Here is a 14,404-nt window from a genome sequence, read left to right on the forward strand (position 1 = left end):
CAGGGCTACCCCCGGGTCAAGGAGATCATCATGCAGGACCTCGGCGCCTCGCTGATCTACCTGCCCAGCCACGCCGCGGACTTCCTGTCCCCGCAGGTGCGGCCCTACCTCGACAAGTACGTGCGCGGCTCGAACGGCTACGAGGCCGTGGACCGGGTCAAGCTGATGAAGCTGATCTGGGACTCCATCGGCACCGAGTTCGGCGGCCGCCACGAGCTCTACGAGCGCAACTACTCCGGCAACCACGAGGGCGTGCGCGCCGAGCTGCTCGGCGCCGCCGAACAGTCCGGCATGGCCGGGGCGATGAAGGGCTTCGCCGAGCAGTGCCTCGACGAGTACGACCTCAAGGGCTGGACCGTGCCGGACCTGGCCAACAACGACGACGTGTCGATGTTCCGCAACCGCTGACCGGTCCGGTGGGTACCGGGCGCGCCGTCCACGCTCCGGCGTGGGCGGCGCGCCCGCGTCTGCGGCCTGTTCAGCGACCGCGGTCCCCGTCGGCGAGCCGCCGGTGGTGGGCGTTGCGGATCCGCAGGACGACCGTGGCCAGCAGCACCGCGGTCAGCGACCCGGTCAGCACCCCGATCTTGACGTGGTCGTCCTGCGGGGTTCCGGTGCCGAACGCCAGCTCCCCGACCAGCAGCGACACGGTGAACCCGATGCCGGCGAGCTGGGCCAGCCCGAGCACGTCCCACCAGCCGAGGTCCGGCGAGAGCCGGGCGGCGGTGAACCGCTGGACCAGCCACGTCGCACCCAGCACGCCGACGGTCTTGCCGACGACCAGGCCGACGATGATCCCCAGGGTCACCGTGTCGGTCAGCGCGGCGCCGAGGTTCCCGCCGCCGACCACGGTCACCCCGGCGGCGAAGAACGCGAACACCGGCACCGCGAACCCGGCCGAGATCGGCCGCCAGCGGTGCTCGAAGTGCTCCGAGAGCGACACCCCGTGCACCCTCCGGTGCCCGAGCACCGGCACCGCGAAGCCCAGCAGCACCCCGGCCACCGTGGCGTGCACGCCGGAGGCGTGCACCAGCACCCAGGTCAGTGCGGCGAGCGGCAGCAGCACCCACCAGGCACGGACGCCGCGCTGCACGGCCAGGGTGAACAGTGCCAGCGGCACCAGGGCACCGAGCAGTGCCGGCGCGGACAGCTGCTCGGTGTAGAAGATCGCGATGATCGTGATCGCCAGCAGGTCGTCGACGACGGCCAGGGTCAGCAGGAAGATCCGCAGCGCCGCGGGCAGGCTGGACCCCAGCACGGCGAGCACGGCGACGGCGAAGGCGATGTCGGTCGCGGTGGGGATCGCCCAGCCGACGAGCGCGTCCGGGTTGGACAGGTTGATCGCGACGTAGATCAGGGCCGGCGCGATCATGCCGCCGACGGCGGCGGTGCACGGGAGCAGTGCGTGGCGCGGGTCGCGCAGGTCACCGGCCAGGAACTCGCGTTTGAGCTCCAGCCCGACGACGAAGAAGAAGATCGCGAGGAGCCCGTCCGCGGCCCAGGTGGCCAGCGGCAGGTCCAGGTGCAGCGCGGCGGGCCCGACGGTGAACCCGGCCAGCGCGGTGTAGGCGTCGCGCCACGGGGAGTTCGCGAACAGCAGCGCGAGCACGGCGGCGCCGACGAGCAGCACACCGCCCACCACCTCCGCACGCAGCAGGTCGCCGAGGCGGCGGGCGGGCGAGGTGGCGGCGGGGGTGTTCACGGGCGCTCCGGGGGCGTCGGCGGGCAGCGGTCATCGCTCGCCGACCAGACTTCCCGGCACACCGGGAGGGACCCTACCGTAGGGCCGCCGCCACCGACGCCAGCTCCCGGATCCGGTCGACGTCCCCGGCGGCCACCGCGTCGGCCGGGGTCAGCCAGGTCCCGCCGACGCAGGCGACGTTGGGCAGCGCCAGGTAGTCCGGCGCACTGTCCACGGTGATCCCGCCGGTCGGGCAGAACCGCAGCTCCGGCAGCGGCCCGGCGACCGCCTTCAGGTACGGGCGCCCGCCGGCGGCCTCGGCCGGGAAGAACTTCATCGCGGTGTGCCCGCGTTCGGCCACCGCCAGCATCTCCGAGATCGACGACGTGCCGGGCAGCAGGTCCAGGCCCGAGTCCTCCATCGCGTCCAGCAGCCGCGGGGTGGTGCCGGGGCTGACCAGGAACCGGGCACCGGCGTCGGCGGAGGCCCGCACGTCGGCAGGCGTCCGGACCGTGCCGGTCCCCACGACGGCGCCGGGGACCTCGGCGGCGATCCGGCGCACGGCCTCGGTGGCGGCCGGGGTGCGCAGGGTGACCTCGATGACGGGCAGCCCGCCCTCGACCAGCGCCCGGGCCAGCGGCACCGCGGCCTCGGCGTCGTCCAGGACGACGACCGGGACGACCGGGGCCTGTTCCAGCAGCTTCTCGCTCATGACTCCTCCTGGGATCGTCGGTCGCCGTCCGCCGGGGCGGGGGCTCGCCGGGCGCAGGGCCCGTCGGGGTTCGGGACTACAGGATGACCGCGGCACCGCGGTCGGCCGGGCCCACGGCGGCCCGGAACGCGGCGAAGAGCTCCCGGCCGGTGCCGACGGCCGCACCGGGCACCCCGGTGCGCCCGTCCGGCTCGCGCCCGTCCGGCTCGCGCCCCTCCGACTCGCGCCCCTCCGACTCGCGGGCCTCCAGCTGGCGTGCTTCCAGCTCCTCCGGGGCGACCAGCAGCGACAGCGTGCCGTCGAGGGTGTCGAGCCGGATCCGGTCGCCGTCGCGCACCTGCTGCAGCGGCCCGCCCTGCGCGGCCTCGGGCGTCACGTGCAGCGCGGCCGGGACCGCGCCGGACGCACCGGACATCCGCCCGTCGGTCACGATCGCGACCTGCTGCCCCCGGCCCTGCAACACACCGAGCGCCGGGGTGAGCTTGTGCAGTTCCGGCATCCCGTTGGCCCGCGGCCCCTGGTTCCGCACGACGGCGACGAGATCGCGCCCGTCCAGCCGGCCGGCGTGGTAGGCGGCGAGCAGCTCGTCCTGGTCGTCGACCACGACCGCGGGGGCCTCGACGACGCGGTGGTCCGGCTCGACGGCGGAGGTCTTCACGACCGCGCGGCCGAGGTTGCCGTGCAGCACCCGCAGGCCCCCGTCCGGGGCGAACGGGTCGGCGACCCCGCGCAGCACCGACTTGTCCAGACTCTCGGCCGGGCCCTCCCGCCAGACCGGCGCGGCCGCGCTCCCGGAGCCGTCGCCGGAGGTGTCCAGGAAGGGTTCGCGGGTGTAGCGCGACAGTCCGGGCCCGTCGACGGTGTGCACGTCCTCGTGCAGCAGCCCGGCCCCGAGCAGCTCCCGGACCAGCACCGACGTACCGCCCGCGGCCTGGAAGTGGTTCACGTCGGCGGTGCCGTTGGGGTAGATCCGGGCCAGCAGCGGCACCACAGCGGACAGGTCGGCGAAGTCGTCCCAGGTCAGCTCGACGCCCGCGGCGGCGGCCATCGCGACCAGGTGCATCGTGTGGTTGGTGGACCCGCCGGTGGCCAGCAGCGCCACCACCCCGTTCACCACCGCCTTCTCGTCGACGATCTCGCCCATCGCCGCCGCCGGGTCACCGGCCGCGGCGAGCGCGCGGCGGGTCGTCTCCGCGGTCAGCGCGTCGCGCAGCGGGGTGCCCGGGTTGACGAACGACGACCCCGGCAGGTGCAGGCCCATGATCTCCATCAGCAGCTGGTTGGAGTTCGCGGTGCCGAAGAACGTGCAGGTCCCCGGGCCGTGATAGCTGCGCGACTCGGCCTCGAGCAGCTCCTCGCGGCCGGCCTCGCCCGCGGCGTGGGCCCGGCGGACGCGGGCCTTCTCCGCGTTCGGCAGCCCCGAGGACATCGGGCCGGCCGGGGCGAGCAGCACCGGCAGGTGCCCGAACGACAACGCGCCCATCACCAGGCCCGGAACGATCTTGTCGCAGACCCCGAGCAGGACGGCGGCGTCGAACATGTCGTGCGAGAGCGCGACCGCGGTCGACATCGCGATGACGTCGCGGGAGAACAGCGACAGCTCCATCCCGGCCCGGCCCTGGGTGATCCCGTCGCACATGGCGGGGACCCCGCCGGCGACCTGGGCCACCCCGCCGGCGTCCCGGGCGGCCTGCTTGATCAGCGCCGGGAACGTCTCGAACGGCTGGTGTGCCGAGAGCATGTCGTTGTAGGCGGTGACGATCGCGACGTTGCGCGCCGGCGACGCGGTGAGCGTCAGCTTGTCGGGGCCGCAGGCGGCGGCGCCGTGCGCGAGGTTCGCGCAGCCCAGCGACCCGCGGCTGGGACCGGCCGGTTCCTGTGCGGCGGCGGAGCGGATGCGCTCGAGGTAGGCCGCGCGACCGGCGGCGGACCGGGCGACGACCCGGTCGGTGACCTCGGCGAGGACGGGATGCGGTTCCGGGGCGGCTGTTCCGGGAGCAGCGGTCACGGTGCGGCGATCTCCAGGTGGTGGGGTGGTCTCGGACTGCGTGGTCTGCGTGGTCTCGGACCGTGCGGCGCGCGGGCGATGGTGCGTCGGCACCGGCGCAATACGCACCGTATCGAACCACTTCCGCACTCTCAAGACATATATGTGAGCTGATCAGCGTTTTGCCAGCTCAAAGCCCTGTGGTTCACTGGACGAATGCGAGGACGCACCCCGACCAGCGCGCCCGCGACCGCGGGCGAGATCTTCCGGCTGGTCCGGGACGGCGTGGCCGGCACCCGGACCGAGATCGGCCGGGAGACCGGCCTGTCCCGGACCGCCGTCGCCGCCCGCGTCGGGCGGCTGCTCGCCGACGGGCTCGTCACCGAGGTCATCGGCGCGGCCGCCACCGGCGGGCGGCCCGCCGCGCGCCTGGAGTTCAACGCCGCCGGCGGCACCGTGCTCGCACTCTCGATCGGCGTCAGCCGGTCGAAGGCCGCGGTCTGCGACCTCACCGGCACCGTGCTGGCCGAGGACGTGATCGACCTGCCGGCGGCGGTCGGGCCGCACCGGCTGATCGGCGACGCCGTGACCGTCCTGGAGAAGCTGCTGCTCGACGCGGGGACCGGCGACACCGGGATCCGCGGGATCGGCCTGTCGATCCCCGGCACGGTGGACGCCGCCCGGGGCTGGTCGGTCGGCGTGCCGTCGCTACCGGGCTGGGAGCGGATCCCGCTGCCACCGATGCTCACCGAGCGGTTCCCGGCCCCGGTCCGGGTGGACAACGACGTGAACGTGATGGCGCTGGCCGAGCAGGCCGCGCACCCGGACGTCGACGACCTGCTGATGGTCAAGATCGGGTCCGGGGTGGGTGCCGGCCTGGTCTCCGGCGGCGCCCTGCAGCGCGGCGCGTGGGGGGCGGCCGGGGAGATCGGGCACATCCCGGTCCACGACGGGCCGGGCATCGGCTGCGGCTGCGGCAACGTCGACTGCCTGGAGGTGCTGGCCTCCGGCCGGGCACTGGTGCGCGACCTGGCGGCCGGGCGGCCGGAGGGCGCGGTGTCGACGATCGCCGACGTCGTCGCGCTGGTGAAGCAGGGCGACCCGGACGCCGTGCGGCTGGTCCGGATCGCCGGGCGCCGGCTCGGTGAGGTGCTCGCCGCGGCGGTGAACCTGGTCAACCCGGCCCTGGTCGCGATCGGCGGCGACCTCGTGGGCGCGTTCGACCCGCTGGTCGCCGGGGTGCGCGAGGCGATCTACCGGCGCTCGATGGCGACCGCGACCCAGAGCCTGCGGATCGAGCCGGGCCTGCTCCACGGGCGCAGCGGCGTGATCGGCTGCGCGATCCTGGTGCTGGACGAGGTGCTCTCCCCCGCCTCGGTCGACGCGACGCTGTCGTCCTGACCCGGCCGGGAAGTCCTGGGCTCACCCGTCCTGCGGTCCTGCCCTCACACCGTGGGCGTGCGCAGCAGGTCGAACCGCATCGCCCGGGTCAGCGTGAAGCCCATCGCCCGGTAGAGCCGGATCGCGCCCTCGTTGGCCGCCGACGCGTGCAGCACCGGACGCTCGCCGCGGGCCACGATCCCGGCGGCGACCACGTTCACCAGGCGCCGGGCCAGGCCCTTGCCGCGGAACTCCGGGTCGGTGCACACGGCGCTGATCTCGGTCACCCCACCGGTCACCCCGCCGGTCGCGGCCGCGCCGCCGCCGTCCGGTCCGATCCGCATCCGCTCCCCCGCCATCGCGATCAGCCTGCCGTCGTGCCGGAACCCGACGTAGCGACCGAGCTCGGCGGTGCGGTCCAGCCACGGTCCGGGCCGGGTCCGTCCGGTCAGCTCGGCCATCGCCGCGTGGTCGGCCGGCCCGAGCTCGACGGCGTCGACGTCCGGCTCGCCGGGCACCGCGGCGCCGTCCATCTGGACGCCGGCGAACCGCTGCACCAGCTCCCAGCCCGCCGGCAGCACGGGCGGGACGTCACCGGCCCGCACCACGACGACCTCGCTGCCCGGGTCGCACAGTGCGGCGAGGTCGGCCCAGTCGTCGCCGGTGGGGTCGAGGGGCAGCCCGGCGAACGGGCAGACCTCCGGATGGAACCGGGCGGCGGCGCCGCGGACCGCGCCGAACGCGCGTTGCGGGCCGGTCAGCGCGGCCGGGACCGGGTTGCGCAGGACGGCGTCGAGCGGGTCGTCGGAAGAGGTCACAGGTTCGCTACGGTACCCGCCGGTCCGCCGCACCGGACCCGTGGCGCCGCCGACGTCGCCCGCGTTGCCGTCGCTGAACGCGCCCCCGCGCACGGGGCCGAACGGACCAGGAGTGCCCATGACCGTCGTCGCCGACGCCTTCGCCGCCCGTCACGGCGGTGCCCCGGCCGGGGTGTGGTTCGCCCCGGGGCGGGTCAACCTAATCGGCGAGCACACCGACTACAACGACGGCTTCGTGCTGCCGTTCGCGCTGCCGCACCGCGCGGTGGTCGCCGCGGCGCCGGCGACCGGGCCGGTGAGCCGGGTGCGGTCGGCGCAGGAACCCGCGGGCGCGGTCGAGTTCACCGCGGCCTCGGTCGCACCCGGTGACGTCGGGGGCTGGGCCGCCTACGTGGCCGGGACCTGCTGGGCGTTCCGCGAGGCCGGGTACCCGGTCGGCGAGGTCGTGCTGGAGCTGGACTCCGATGTCCCGGTCGGGGCCGGGCTGTCGTCGTCGGCGGCGGTGGAGTGCGCGGTCGGCGTCGCGCTGGCCGGGCTGGCCGGGGTGCAGGTCGCGCCGACCGAGCTGGCGCGCATCGCCCGGCGGGCGGAGAACGAGTTCGTCGGCGCGCCCACCGGCGGGATGGACCAGATGGCCGCGGTGCACGGCCGGGCCGGGCAGCTGGTCTTCCTCGACACCCGCGACGACACCGTCGAGCGGGTCCCGTTCGACCTGGCGGCGCACGGGCTGGAGCTGCTGGTGATCGACACCCGGGCGCCGCACGCGCACGCCGGCGGGGAGTACGGCGCCCGCCGCGCCGACTGCGAGCGCGCCGCCGCCGCGCTCGGGGTGCCCGCGCTGCGCGACGCGGTCCCCGCCGACCTCGACCGGCTGCCCGACGACCGGGTCCGCCGCCGCGCGCGGCACGTCGTCACCGAGAACGCCCGGGTGCTCGAGGTGGTGCGGCTGCTCGGCGCGGGCGCCGACCCGCGCGGGATCGGGCCGCTGCTCGACGCCTCGCACACCTCGATGCGCGACGACTTCGAGATCACCGTCCCGCACGTGGACGTGGCGGTCGAGGCCGCCCGCGCCGGCGGTGCGACCGGCGCCCGGATGACCGGTGGCGGCTTCGGCGGCTGCGTGATCGCCCTCTGCCCGGAGGACGCGGTCGGCGGGGTGACCGCCGCGGTCGAGCGGGCCTACGCCGAGCGCGGCTGGGCCGCACCCGCGGTGTTCCCCGGCACCCCGTCGGACGGCGCGGGCAGGCTCGCCTGAGCAGCCCGTGGCACCGGCGCCTACCGTGGTCGGCAGCAGAGTCTCGGGTGGGGGCATGACAGCAGCGGAACGGGACGGGGCCGGCGGTCCCGGCCACACGGGGACACGCGATGCCGCGGTCGAGGCGGTGCTCGCCGCGGCGCGGGTGCTGGTCGGGCTCAGCGCCCAGTCGGTGGCCGAGCTGGCCGACACCGTGACGCTGCCGCAGCTGCGGATCCTGGTCATGGTGGCCAGCCGGTCGCCGTCGAGCCTCCGCGAGGTCGCCCAGGAGCTCGCCGTCCACCCCTCCAACGCCACCCGCGCGGTCGAGCGGCTGGTCGGCGCCGGACTGCTGCGGCGTCGCGACGACCCCGCCGACCGCCGCAACCTGCTGCTCGAGCTCTCCCCCAGCGGGCAGGATCTCGTCGCCGGGATCATGGAGCACCGGCGGGCCGCGGTCGGCGCGATCGTGGACCGGATGCCGGCCGCGCACCGCGACGCCCTGGGCACCGGGGCCGCCGCGTTCGCCGACGCCGGCGACCCGATCCCCCGCTCGGCCGTCTGGTCCCTGGGCTGGCCGACCTGACCGGCTGATCGGCCCGGCACCCGGCCGTGTGCATCCGCCCGACCCTCGCTCCGCAGCGGTGAGCGGCGACACACCTCGATTGCGCTTGCGCAATCAGTGCGGCTACGCAACCGTGGAGGCGCGTCGACGAGGACGAACCGACAGGGGTTGTGGTGGACAGGCTTGTGATGGATACCGAGGACGAACGAGTGGTCGGCACGTCCGGCCCGATCAGCACGGCCGGCCCGGGACCGTCGGACCCCGAGTGGCTCGACCGACTGGTCGACATGCACGTGCTCAGCGAGAACGGTGACGCCGAGGCGGCCGCGGCCGCCCGGGAGTGGCTCGATCGCGATCCCGAGGCACGCCGCGTCTGGGGCGAGGTGCAGCGCACCTGCGAGCTGCTGCACACACAACCCAGCGGGTGATTCGGCAGTGATGTGATTCGGCGGGGCCCCGCGGTGCACGATCTCACGCACCACGGGCCCCGCTTCCGCTCTTGGAAGACGGATCCGAATCGGTACAGTACGGAAAAGGCCCGTACGGCCGACCAGGCACCAGAGGATCCCGTTCAACCCAGGAGAGGGCTCGTGCCGCACACGCTTCCCGTCATGGACGCCGCCGACATCGTCGTCTTCGGCGGTACCGGCGACCTCGCCATGCGCAAACTGCTGCCCGCGCTGTACCTGCGCGACCGCGACGACCAGCTCGCCGAGGGCACCCGCATCGTCGCCGTGTCCCGCTCCGGCCTCGGCGACGACGGTTACCGGGACAAGGTCGACTCCGAGCTGCGCCGGACCGCGCCCCGCTGGGCCGGCCCCGACGCCTGCGCCGACGACGACGTGCACTCCCGGTTCCTGCGGCGACTGCACCACGTGACGCTCGACGTCGCCGACGACGACTGGTCCGAGCTGTCCGGCCTGCTGGGGCCCGCGGACGAGGACGGAGCGCGGATCCGCGTGCTCTACCTCGCCTCCGCGCCGCAGCTGTTCGGGCGGATCTGCGTCGGCAGCGCGCAGGCCGGCATCGTCGACGACCGCACCCGCGTGGTGCTGGAGAAACCGCTGGGCCACGACCTGAGCTCGGCGCGCGAGATCAACGACGAGGTCGGCTCGGTCTTCGCCGAGGAGCAGATCTACCGGATCGACCACTACCTCGGTAAGGAGACCGTCCAGAACCTGCTGGTCCTGCGGTTCGGCAACTCGCTGTTCGAGCCACTGTGGAACGCCGGCCAGATCGACCACGTGCAGATCACCGTGGCCGAGTCGATCGGCGTCGGGAACCGGGCCGACTACTACGACGACAGCGGCGCGCTGCGCGACATGGTGCAGAACCACCTGTTGCAGCTGCTCTGCCTGGTCGCGATGGAGCCACCCGCGCGGATCGACGGCGAGGGGGTGCGCGACGAGAAGCTCAAGGTGCTGCGCTCACTGACCCCGCTCGAGGGTCCCGGAGTCGTCCGCGACACCGTGCGCGGGCGCTATACCGAGGGGCTGGTCGACGGCACCGCCGTGCCTGGCTACACGACCGAGCTGGCCGAGTCCCGGGCCGGTACGCCACGCGAGCAGGAGCCCTCGAACACCGAGACGTTCGTGGCGCTGCGCGCCGAGGTCGCGAACTGGCGCTGGGCCGGGGTGCCGTTCTACCTGCGCACCGGCAAGCGGCTGGCCCGGCACGCCTCGGAGATCGTCGTGCAGTTCAAGCCGGTCCCGCACTCGATCTTCCCGGCGTTCGGGGAGGAGCTGCCCGCGAACCGGCTCGTGCTGCGGCTGCAGCCCGACGAGGGCGTGCGGCTGCACATGACCGCGAAGGAGCCCGGGCCCGGCGGGATCCGCCCGATCCCGGCGCCGCTGGACCTGAGCTTCGCGCGCACCTTCGGCGACCGGCTGCCGGACGCCTACGAGCGGCTGCTGATGGACGTGCTGCGCGGCAACCCGACCCTGTTCATGCGCCGCGACGAGATCGAGGCCGCCTGGCGCTGGGTGGAACCGATCATGCGGACCTGGGCGGACACCGACCAGCAGCCGCGCCCGTACGCGGCGGGCAGCGACGGCCCCGCGGCCGCCGCGACGCTGATCGAGCGCGACGGGCGTACATGGGGCTCGTGAGTGGTTGTCGCGGCCCTGACCGCGACAACCACTCACGACCGGCTTCGCCCCACCGAGTACAGGTGTGAGTCCGGGAAGTGCCGGGCCGCGAGCGCCTCGCCGACGATGACCACGGCGGTGCGCTCGATCCCGGCCTCCCGGACCGCCGCGGGCATCCCCGCCAGGGTCCCGCGCAGCACGACCTCGTGCGGCCGCGACGCGTGCGCGACCACGGCGGCCGGGCAGTCGCCGCCGTAGGCCGGGGCGAGGGCCTCGACGACCTCGTCGATGCGGTGCACGGCCAGGTGCAGCACGACGGTCCCGCCGGCCTGCCCGAGGGCCACGAGCCCCTCGTGGTCGGGCATCGGGGTGGCCCGGGCCGCGATCCGGGTGAGGGTCACGGTCTGCGCGACGGTCGGCACCGTCAGCTCCCGGCCCAGCGCGGCGGCCGCCGCCGCATAGGCGGGGACCCCGGGACACACGTCGTACGGGACACCCTGCTCCTCGAGCCGGCGCATCTGCTCGGCCAGCGCGGAGAACACCGACGGGTCCCCGGACGCCAACCGGGCGACGTCGAGGCCGTGCCGGTGCGCGCGCACCATCTCGTCGGTGATCTCGTCGAGGGTCATCAGCGCCGTGTCGATCGTGCGCGCGTCGGGCGGGCAGATCTCGAGCATCTCCGGCGGCACCAGGCTGCCGGCGTAGAGGCAGACCGGGGACGCGGCGATGAGGTCACGGGCCCGCAGGGTCAGCAGGTCGACCGCCCCCGGCCCCGCCCCGATGAAGTGCACGGTCACGACTGGGATCCCTTCTGATAGCTCCACAGGGTCACCGGCATCGCCGTCCGCCAGCCGTGGAAGCTGTGCTCACCCACCCCGTCGGCTCCGCCTCCTGCCGTCCCCGGCCGGCGGCCGAGGGGTTCGGCGCGGGCCACCTGCAGCCGGACGAGCTCACCGCCGTGGTCGGCGTGCGCGGCGGCGAGCCGCGCCTCGGTCTGCACGGTGACGGCGTTGGCGACGAGCCGGCCGCCGGGCCGCAACGCGGCCAGGCAGGCGTCGAGGACACCGTCGCGGGTCAGTCCGCCACCGACGAAGATCACGTCCGGCTCCGGGAGCCCCGCGAGCACCTCGGGTGCCCGCCCGGTGACGACGCGCAGGCCCGGCACCCCGAGCGCGGCGGCGTTGGCCGCGACCCGGTCGGCACGCTCGGAACGGGACTCGACGGCGACCGCGCGGCAGGTCGGATGTGCCCGCATCCACTCGATGCCGATCGAGCCGGAGCCGGCGCCGACGTCCCACAGCAGCTCGCCGGGCCGCGGGGCCAGGTGGGCGAGGGTGACGGCCCGGACCTCGCGCTTGGTCAGCTGGCCGTCGTGGTCGTAGGCGGCGTCCGGCAGTCCGGGGGTCTCGCCGGGCGGGCGCAGTCCCGGGTCGGGGCGGCACTCGATGCCGACGACGTTGAGCGCGTCCGACGGGCCCCGCCAGCCGGCGGCGGTGCCGGTGACGATCCGCTCGTCGGGGGCGCCGAGCCGTTCCAGCACGGTCATCGCCGAACCGCCCCAGCCGGCGCCGGTGAGCAGCTCCGCGATCTCGGCCGGCGACCCGGCCCCGGCCGACAGCACGACGACGCGGGCCCCCGGGGCCAGGGTGCGGCGCAGCGCGTCGAGCGGGCGCCCGACGATCGACACCACCGGCACGTGCTCGGACGCCCAGCCCAGCCGGGCGCAGGCGAGGGCCACCGACGACGGGTGCGGCAGCACCCGGAGCCGCTCCGGTCCGGCGACGCGGGCCAGGGTCGCGCCGATCCCGAAGAACATCGGGTCGCCGGAGGCGAGCACCGCGACGCGGCGCCCGGCCAGCTCGTCCAGGATCCCGGGCAGGGCCGGGACCAGCGGCGACGGCCACGCCCGGCGCTCCCCCGGCACGGCGTTCTCCCGGGCAGTGTGCTCCCGGGCGGTGTGCTCCCGGGCAGTGCGCTCCCGGGCCGCCTGCTCCCGGCCGGTGTCGCCCTGGGCGGCCTGCTCCCGGGTGGTGCGGTCCCCGGCCCCGGGCAGCAGGTCGAGCTGGCGTGGCCCGCCGAGCAGCACCTCGGCCTCGCGCAGGGCGGCGCGGGCGGGTTCGCCGAGCCCGGCCCAGCCGTCCGCCCCGATCCCGACGACGGTGATCACCGGCCCGTCCGGTCCGGGATCACCCATCGGTCTTGTCCGTGACCCCGGCGCTGTCGAACGTCGCGACGTCGGCCATCGCGCGTGCCGCGCCCTGCAGCACCGGCAGGGCCAGCAACGCCCCGGTGCCCTCGCCGAGGCGCATGTCGAGCTCCAGCAGCGGCGTGCACCCCAGGTGCTCGAGCACCAGGCGTCCACCGGGCTCGGCGGAGCGGTGCCCGGCCAGGCAGTACCCGGGCACGTCCGGGGCGAGCGCCGCCGCGACGAGCGCACCGGCGCCGGCGATCACGCCGTCGAGCACCACCGGGGTGCGCAGCGCGGCGGCGCCGAGCACGAACCCGGCGAGCCCGGCGTGCTCGAGCCCGCCCACGGCGGCGAGCACGCCGATCGGGTCGGCCGGGTCCGGGCGGTGGCGCTCCAGGGCGCGGCGCACGACGTCGGTCTTGCGGGCCAGGGTCGCGTCGTCGATGCCGGTGCCGCGCCCGGTCACCGTGGCCGGGTCGGCGCCGGTGAACGCGCAGACCAGCGTGGCCGCGGCGGTGGTGTTGGCGATGCCCATGTCGCCGGTGAGCAGGCAGCGGTTCCCGGCGGCCACCAGGTCGCGGGCCACCTCGATGCCGTGCTCGACGGCGCGGCGGGCCTGCTCCCGGGTCAGCGCGGGCCCCTCGGTCATGTCGGCGGTGCCGTGGGCGACCTTGCGGGGCAACAGACCGGGCGCCGGGTCGAGGTCGGCGGCGACACCGACGTCGACCACCTGCACCTCGGCGCCGAGCTGACGGGCGAAGGCGTTCACCACGGCCCCACCGCCGACGATGTTGCCCACCATCTGCACGGTGACCTCCTGCGGCCACGGCGTGACGCCCTGGGCGTGCACCCCGTGATCGCCGGCGAACACGGCGACGGCGGCCGGTGCGGGTACCGGCGGGATCGGCGTCGCGGCGATCCCGGCGAGGGTGACCGCGACGTCCTCGACCCGGCCGAGCGCCCCGCGCGGCTTGGTCATCCGGTCCAGCCGCTCCCGGGCGGCGCCGCGGGCGGCCTCGTCGACCGGGCCGACCGCGTCCACCGTGGACTCCAGCAGCGCGACCGGCTCGGCGCCGGGCAGGCCACGGCTGCCCCAGCCCTCCTGGTGCACGGCCCACTCCAGCGGGCGGCGGCGGGCCCAGCCGTGCCCCTCCAGCTCGGGGCGGTCCGGGAAGGCGTCGACGTGCCCGACGCAGAGGTAGGCCACGACCTCCACGTGCGGGGGCAGGTCCAGCAGCTCGTGCAGCTCGGCCAGGCCGTCGTCGCCGAAGAAGCTCACCCAGCCGACGCCCAGGCCCTCGGCCCGGGCGGCCAGCCAGAGGTTCTGCACGGCCAGCGCCGCCGAGTACGGCCCCATCTCCGGACGCCCGTGCCGGCCCAGGGTGTGCCGGCCGCCGCGGGTCGGGTCGGCGGTGACGACGACGTTGAGCGGGGTCTCGCGGATGGCCTCGATCCGGATCGAGCGCAGCGCCTCGGCCCGGGCCGCGGGCAGCGAGGCCGCGTAGCGGGTGCGGTGCTCGTCGACCAGGGTGTGCACCCGTTCCCGGGTCGCCGGGTCGCGCACCAGCACGAAGTCCCACGGCTGGGAGAAGCCGACGCTGGGCGCGGCGTGCGCCGCCCGGAGCACCCGGGTGAGCACCTCGTCGTCGATCGGGTCGGGCCGGAACCCGGTCCGGACGTCGCGGCGGGAGTGCAGCACGTCGTAGAAGTCCTGCACCCCGGTCCTCCCGATGATCACGCTCTGGCGGCGAA

13 protein-coding genes are annotated in these 14,404 nt (G+C 75.4%); 6 read left to right on the top strand and 7 right to left on the bottom strand.

All coding sequences use genetic code 11. The features are described 5' to 3' along the window. On the top strand, positions 1 to 408 hold a 408-nt coding region (locus BM093_RS22430; RefSeq protein ID WP_281248725.1), incomplete at its 5' end, for a 4-hydroxyphenylacetate 3-hydroxylase C-terminal domain-containing protein. A gap of 70 nt (positions 409 to 478) precedes the next feature. On the opposite strand, the gene nhaA is transcribed toward BM093_RS22430, so the two are convergent. From nhaA to edd, 3 genes are all read right to left on the bottom strand, one after another. Next, positions 479 to 1,702 carry a Na+/H+ antiporter NhaA gene (gene nhaA / locus BM093_RS22435; RefSeq protein ID WP_245773717.1) on the bottom strand — a complete coding sequence of 408 codons (1,224 nt, stop codon included), beginning with the start codon at positions 1,700 to 1,702 and terminating at the stop codon, positions 479 to 481. A gap of 73 nt (positions 1,703 to 1,775) precedes the next feature. Continuing rightward, a complete protein-coding gene (eda, locus tag BM093_RS22440; protein WP_093348545.1) occupies positions 1,776 to 2,393 on the bottom strand; it encodes a bifunctional 4-hydroxy-2-oxoglutarate aldolase/2-dehydro-3-deoxy-phosphogluconate aldolase in 618 nt (205 codons plus the stop codon). A gap of 76 nt (positions 2,394 to 2,469) precedes the next feature. Further along, complete coding sequence (gene edd, locus BM093_RS22445; RefSeq protein WP_093348548.1) at positions 2,470 to 4,401, bottom strand: phosphogluconate dehydratase; 1,932 nt, start codon at positions 4,399 to 4,401, stop codon at positions 2,470 to 2,472. A 195-nt stretch (positions 4,402 to 4,596) separates the two neighbouring features. On the opposite strand from edd, the gene BM093_RS22450 reads away from it, so the two are divergent. Then, entirely contained in the window at positions 4,597 to 5,781 is a 1,185-nt protein-coding gene (locus BM093_RS22450) for an ROK family transcriptional regulator (RefSeq protein WP_093348551.1), read from the top strand. Between the two features lie 44 nt (positions 5,782 to 5,825). Here the strand turns inward: BM093_RS22450 and BM093_RS22455 are convergent, their stop codons facing one another. Beyond that, positions 5,826 to 6,578 (bottom strand): GNAT family N-acetyltransferase, encoded by a 753-nt coding sequence (locus tag BM093_RS22455; protein WP_245773718.1) that lies wholly within the window; start codon positions 6,576 to 6,578, stop codon positions 5,826 to 5,828. 118 nt (positions 6,579 to 6,696) lie between these two features. Here BM093_RS22455 and galK point away from each other — a divergent pair, with 118 nt between their 5' ends. The 4 genes from galK to zwf all read left to right on the top strand — a co-directional run bounded on the left by galK (position 6,697) and on the right by zwf (position 10,485). Beyond that, positions 6,697 to 7,833, top strand: a complete 1,137-nt coding sequence (galK, locus tag BM093_RS22460; RefSeq protein ID WP_093348560.1) for a galactokinase — start codon at positions 6,697 to 6,699, stop codon at positions 7,831 to 7,833. 55 nt (positions 7,834 to 7,888) lie between these two features. Further along, a complete protein-coding gene (locus tag BM093_RS22465) occupies positions 7,889 to 8,398 on the top strand; it encodes a MarR family winged helix-turn-helix transcriptional regulator (RefSeq protein WP_093348564.1) in 510 nt (169 codons plus the stop codon). Between the two features lie 188 nt (positions 8,399 to 8,586). Then, entirely contained in the window at positions 8,587 to 8,805 is a 219-nt protein-coding gene (locus tag BM093_RS22470) for a hypothetical protein (protein WP_093348567.1), read from the top strand. A gap of 183 nt (positions 8,806 to 8,988) precedes the next feature. Then, positions 8,989 to 10,485, top strand: coding sequence for a glucose-6-phosphate dehydrogenase (gene zwf, locus BM093_RS22475; protein ID WP_093348572.1), 1,497 nt, complete (start codon positions 8,989 to 8,991; stop codon positions 10,483 to 10,485). Between the two features lie 32 nt (positions 10,486 to 10,517). Here the strand turns inward: zwf and cobM are convergent, their stop codons facing one another. From cobM to cobT, 3 genes are read right to left on the bottom strand one after another with little or no spacing between them, the layout of a single operon-like run. Further along, complete coding sequence (cobM, locus tag BM093_RS22480) at positions 10,518 to 11,261, bottom strand: precorrin-4 C(11)-methyltransferase (protein WP_093348577.1); 744 nt, start codon at positions 11,259 to 11,261, stop codon at positions 10,518 to 10,520. Continuing rightward, positions 11,258 to 12,658, bottom strand: a complete 1,401-nt coding sequence (cbiE, locus tag BM093_RS22485; RefSeq protein ID WP_093348582.1) for a precorrin-6y C5,15-methyltransferase (decarboxylating) subunit CbiE — start codon at positions 12,656 to 12,658, stop codon at positions 11,258 to 11,260. The genes cobM and cbiE overlap by 4 nt, the downstream gene beginning before the upstream one ends. Further along, positions 12,651 to 14,390 carry a nicotinate-nucleotide--dimethylbenzimidazole phosphoribosyltransferase gene (cobT, locus tag BM093_RS38215; RefSeq protein ID WP_218162877.1) on the bottom strand — a complete coding sequence of 580 codons (1,740 nt, stop codon included), beginning with the start codon at positions 14,388 to 14,390 and terminating at the stop codon, positions 12,651 to 12,653. The genes cbiE and cobT overlap by 8 nt, the downstream gene beginning before the upstream one ends. Positions 14,391 to 14,404 lie beyond the last annotated feature (14 nt).

The sequence above is a fragment of the Pseudonocardia ammonioxydans genome (genome assembly GCF_900115005.1).
In the GTDB taxonomy this organism is placed as follows: domain Bacteria; phylum Actinomycetota; class Actinomycetes; order Mycobacteriales; family Pseudonocardiaceae; genus Pseudonocardia; species Pseudonocardia ammonioxydans.

What these genes read in the sequence shown, in the direction of transcription:
- zwf (WP_093348572.1), top strand. Translation starts at nt 8,989, where the DNA reads ATGGACGCCGCCGACATCGTCGTCTTCGGCGGTACCGGCGACCTCGCC.
- BM093_RS22465 (WP_093348564.1), top strand. Translation starts at nt 7,889, where the DNA reads ATGACAGCAGCGGAACGGGACGGGGCCGGCGGTCCCGGCCACACGGGG.
- galK (WP_093348560.1), top strand. Translation starts at nt 6,697, where the DNA reads ATGACCGTCGTCGCCGACGCCTTCGCCGCCCGTCACGGCGGTGCCCCG.
- eda (WP_093348545.1), bottom strand. Translation starts at nt 2,393, where the DNA reads ATGAGCGAGAAGCTGCTGGAACAGGCCCCGGTCGTCCCGGTCGTCGTC.
- BM093_RS22450 (WP_093348551.1), top strand. Translation starts at nt 4,597, where the DNA reads ATGCGAGGACGCACCCCGACCAGCGCGCCCGCGACCGCGGGCGAGATC.
- cbiE (WP_093348582.1), bottom strand. Translation starts at nt 12,658, where the DNA reads ATGGGTGATCCCGGACCGGACGGGCCGGTGATCACCGTCGTCGGGATC.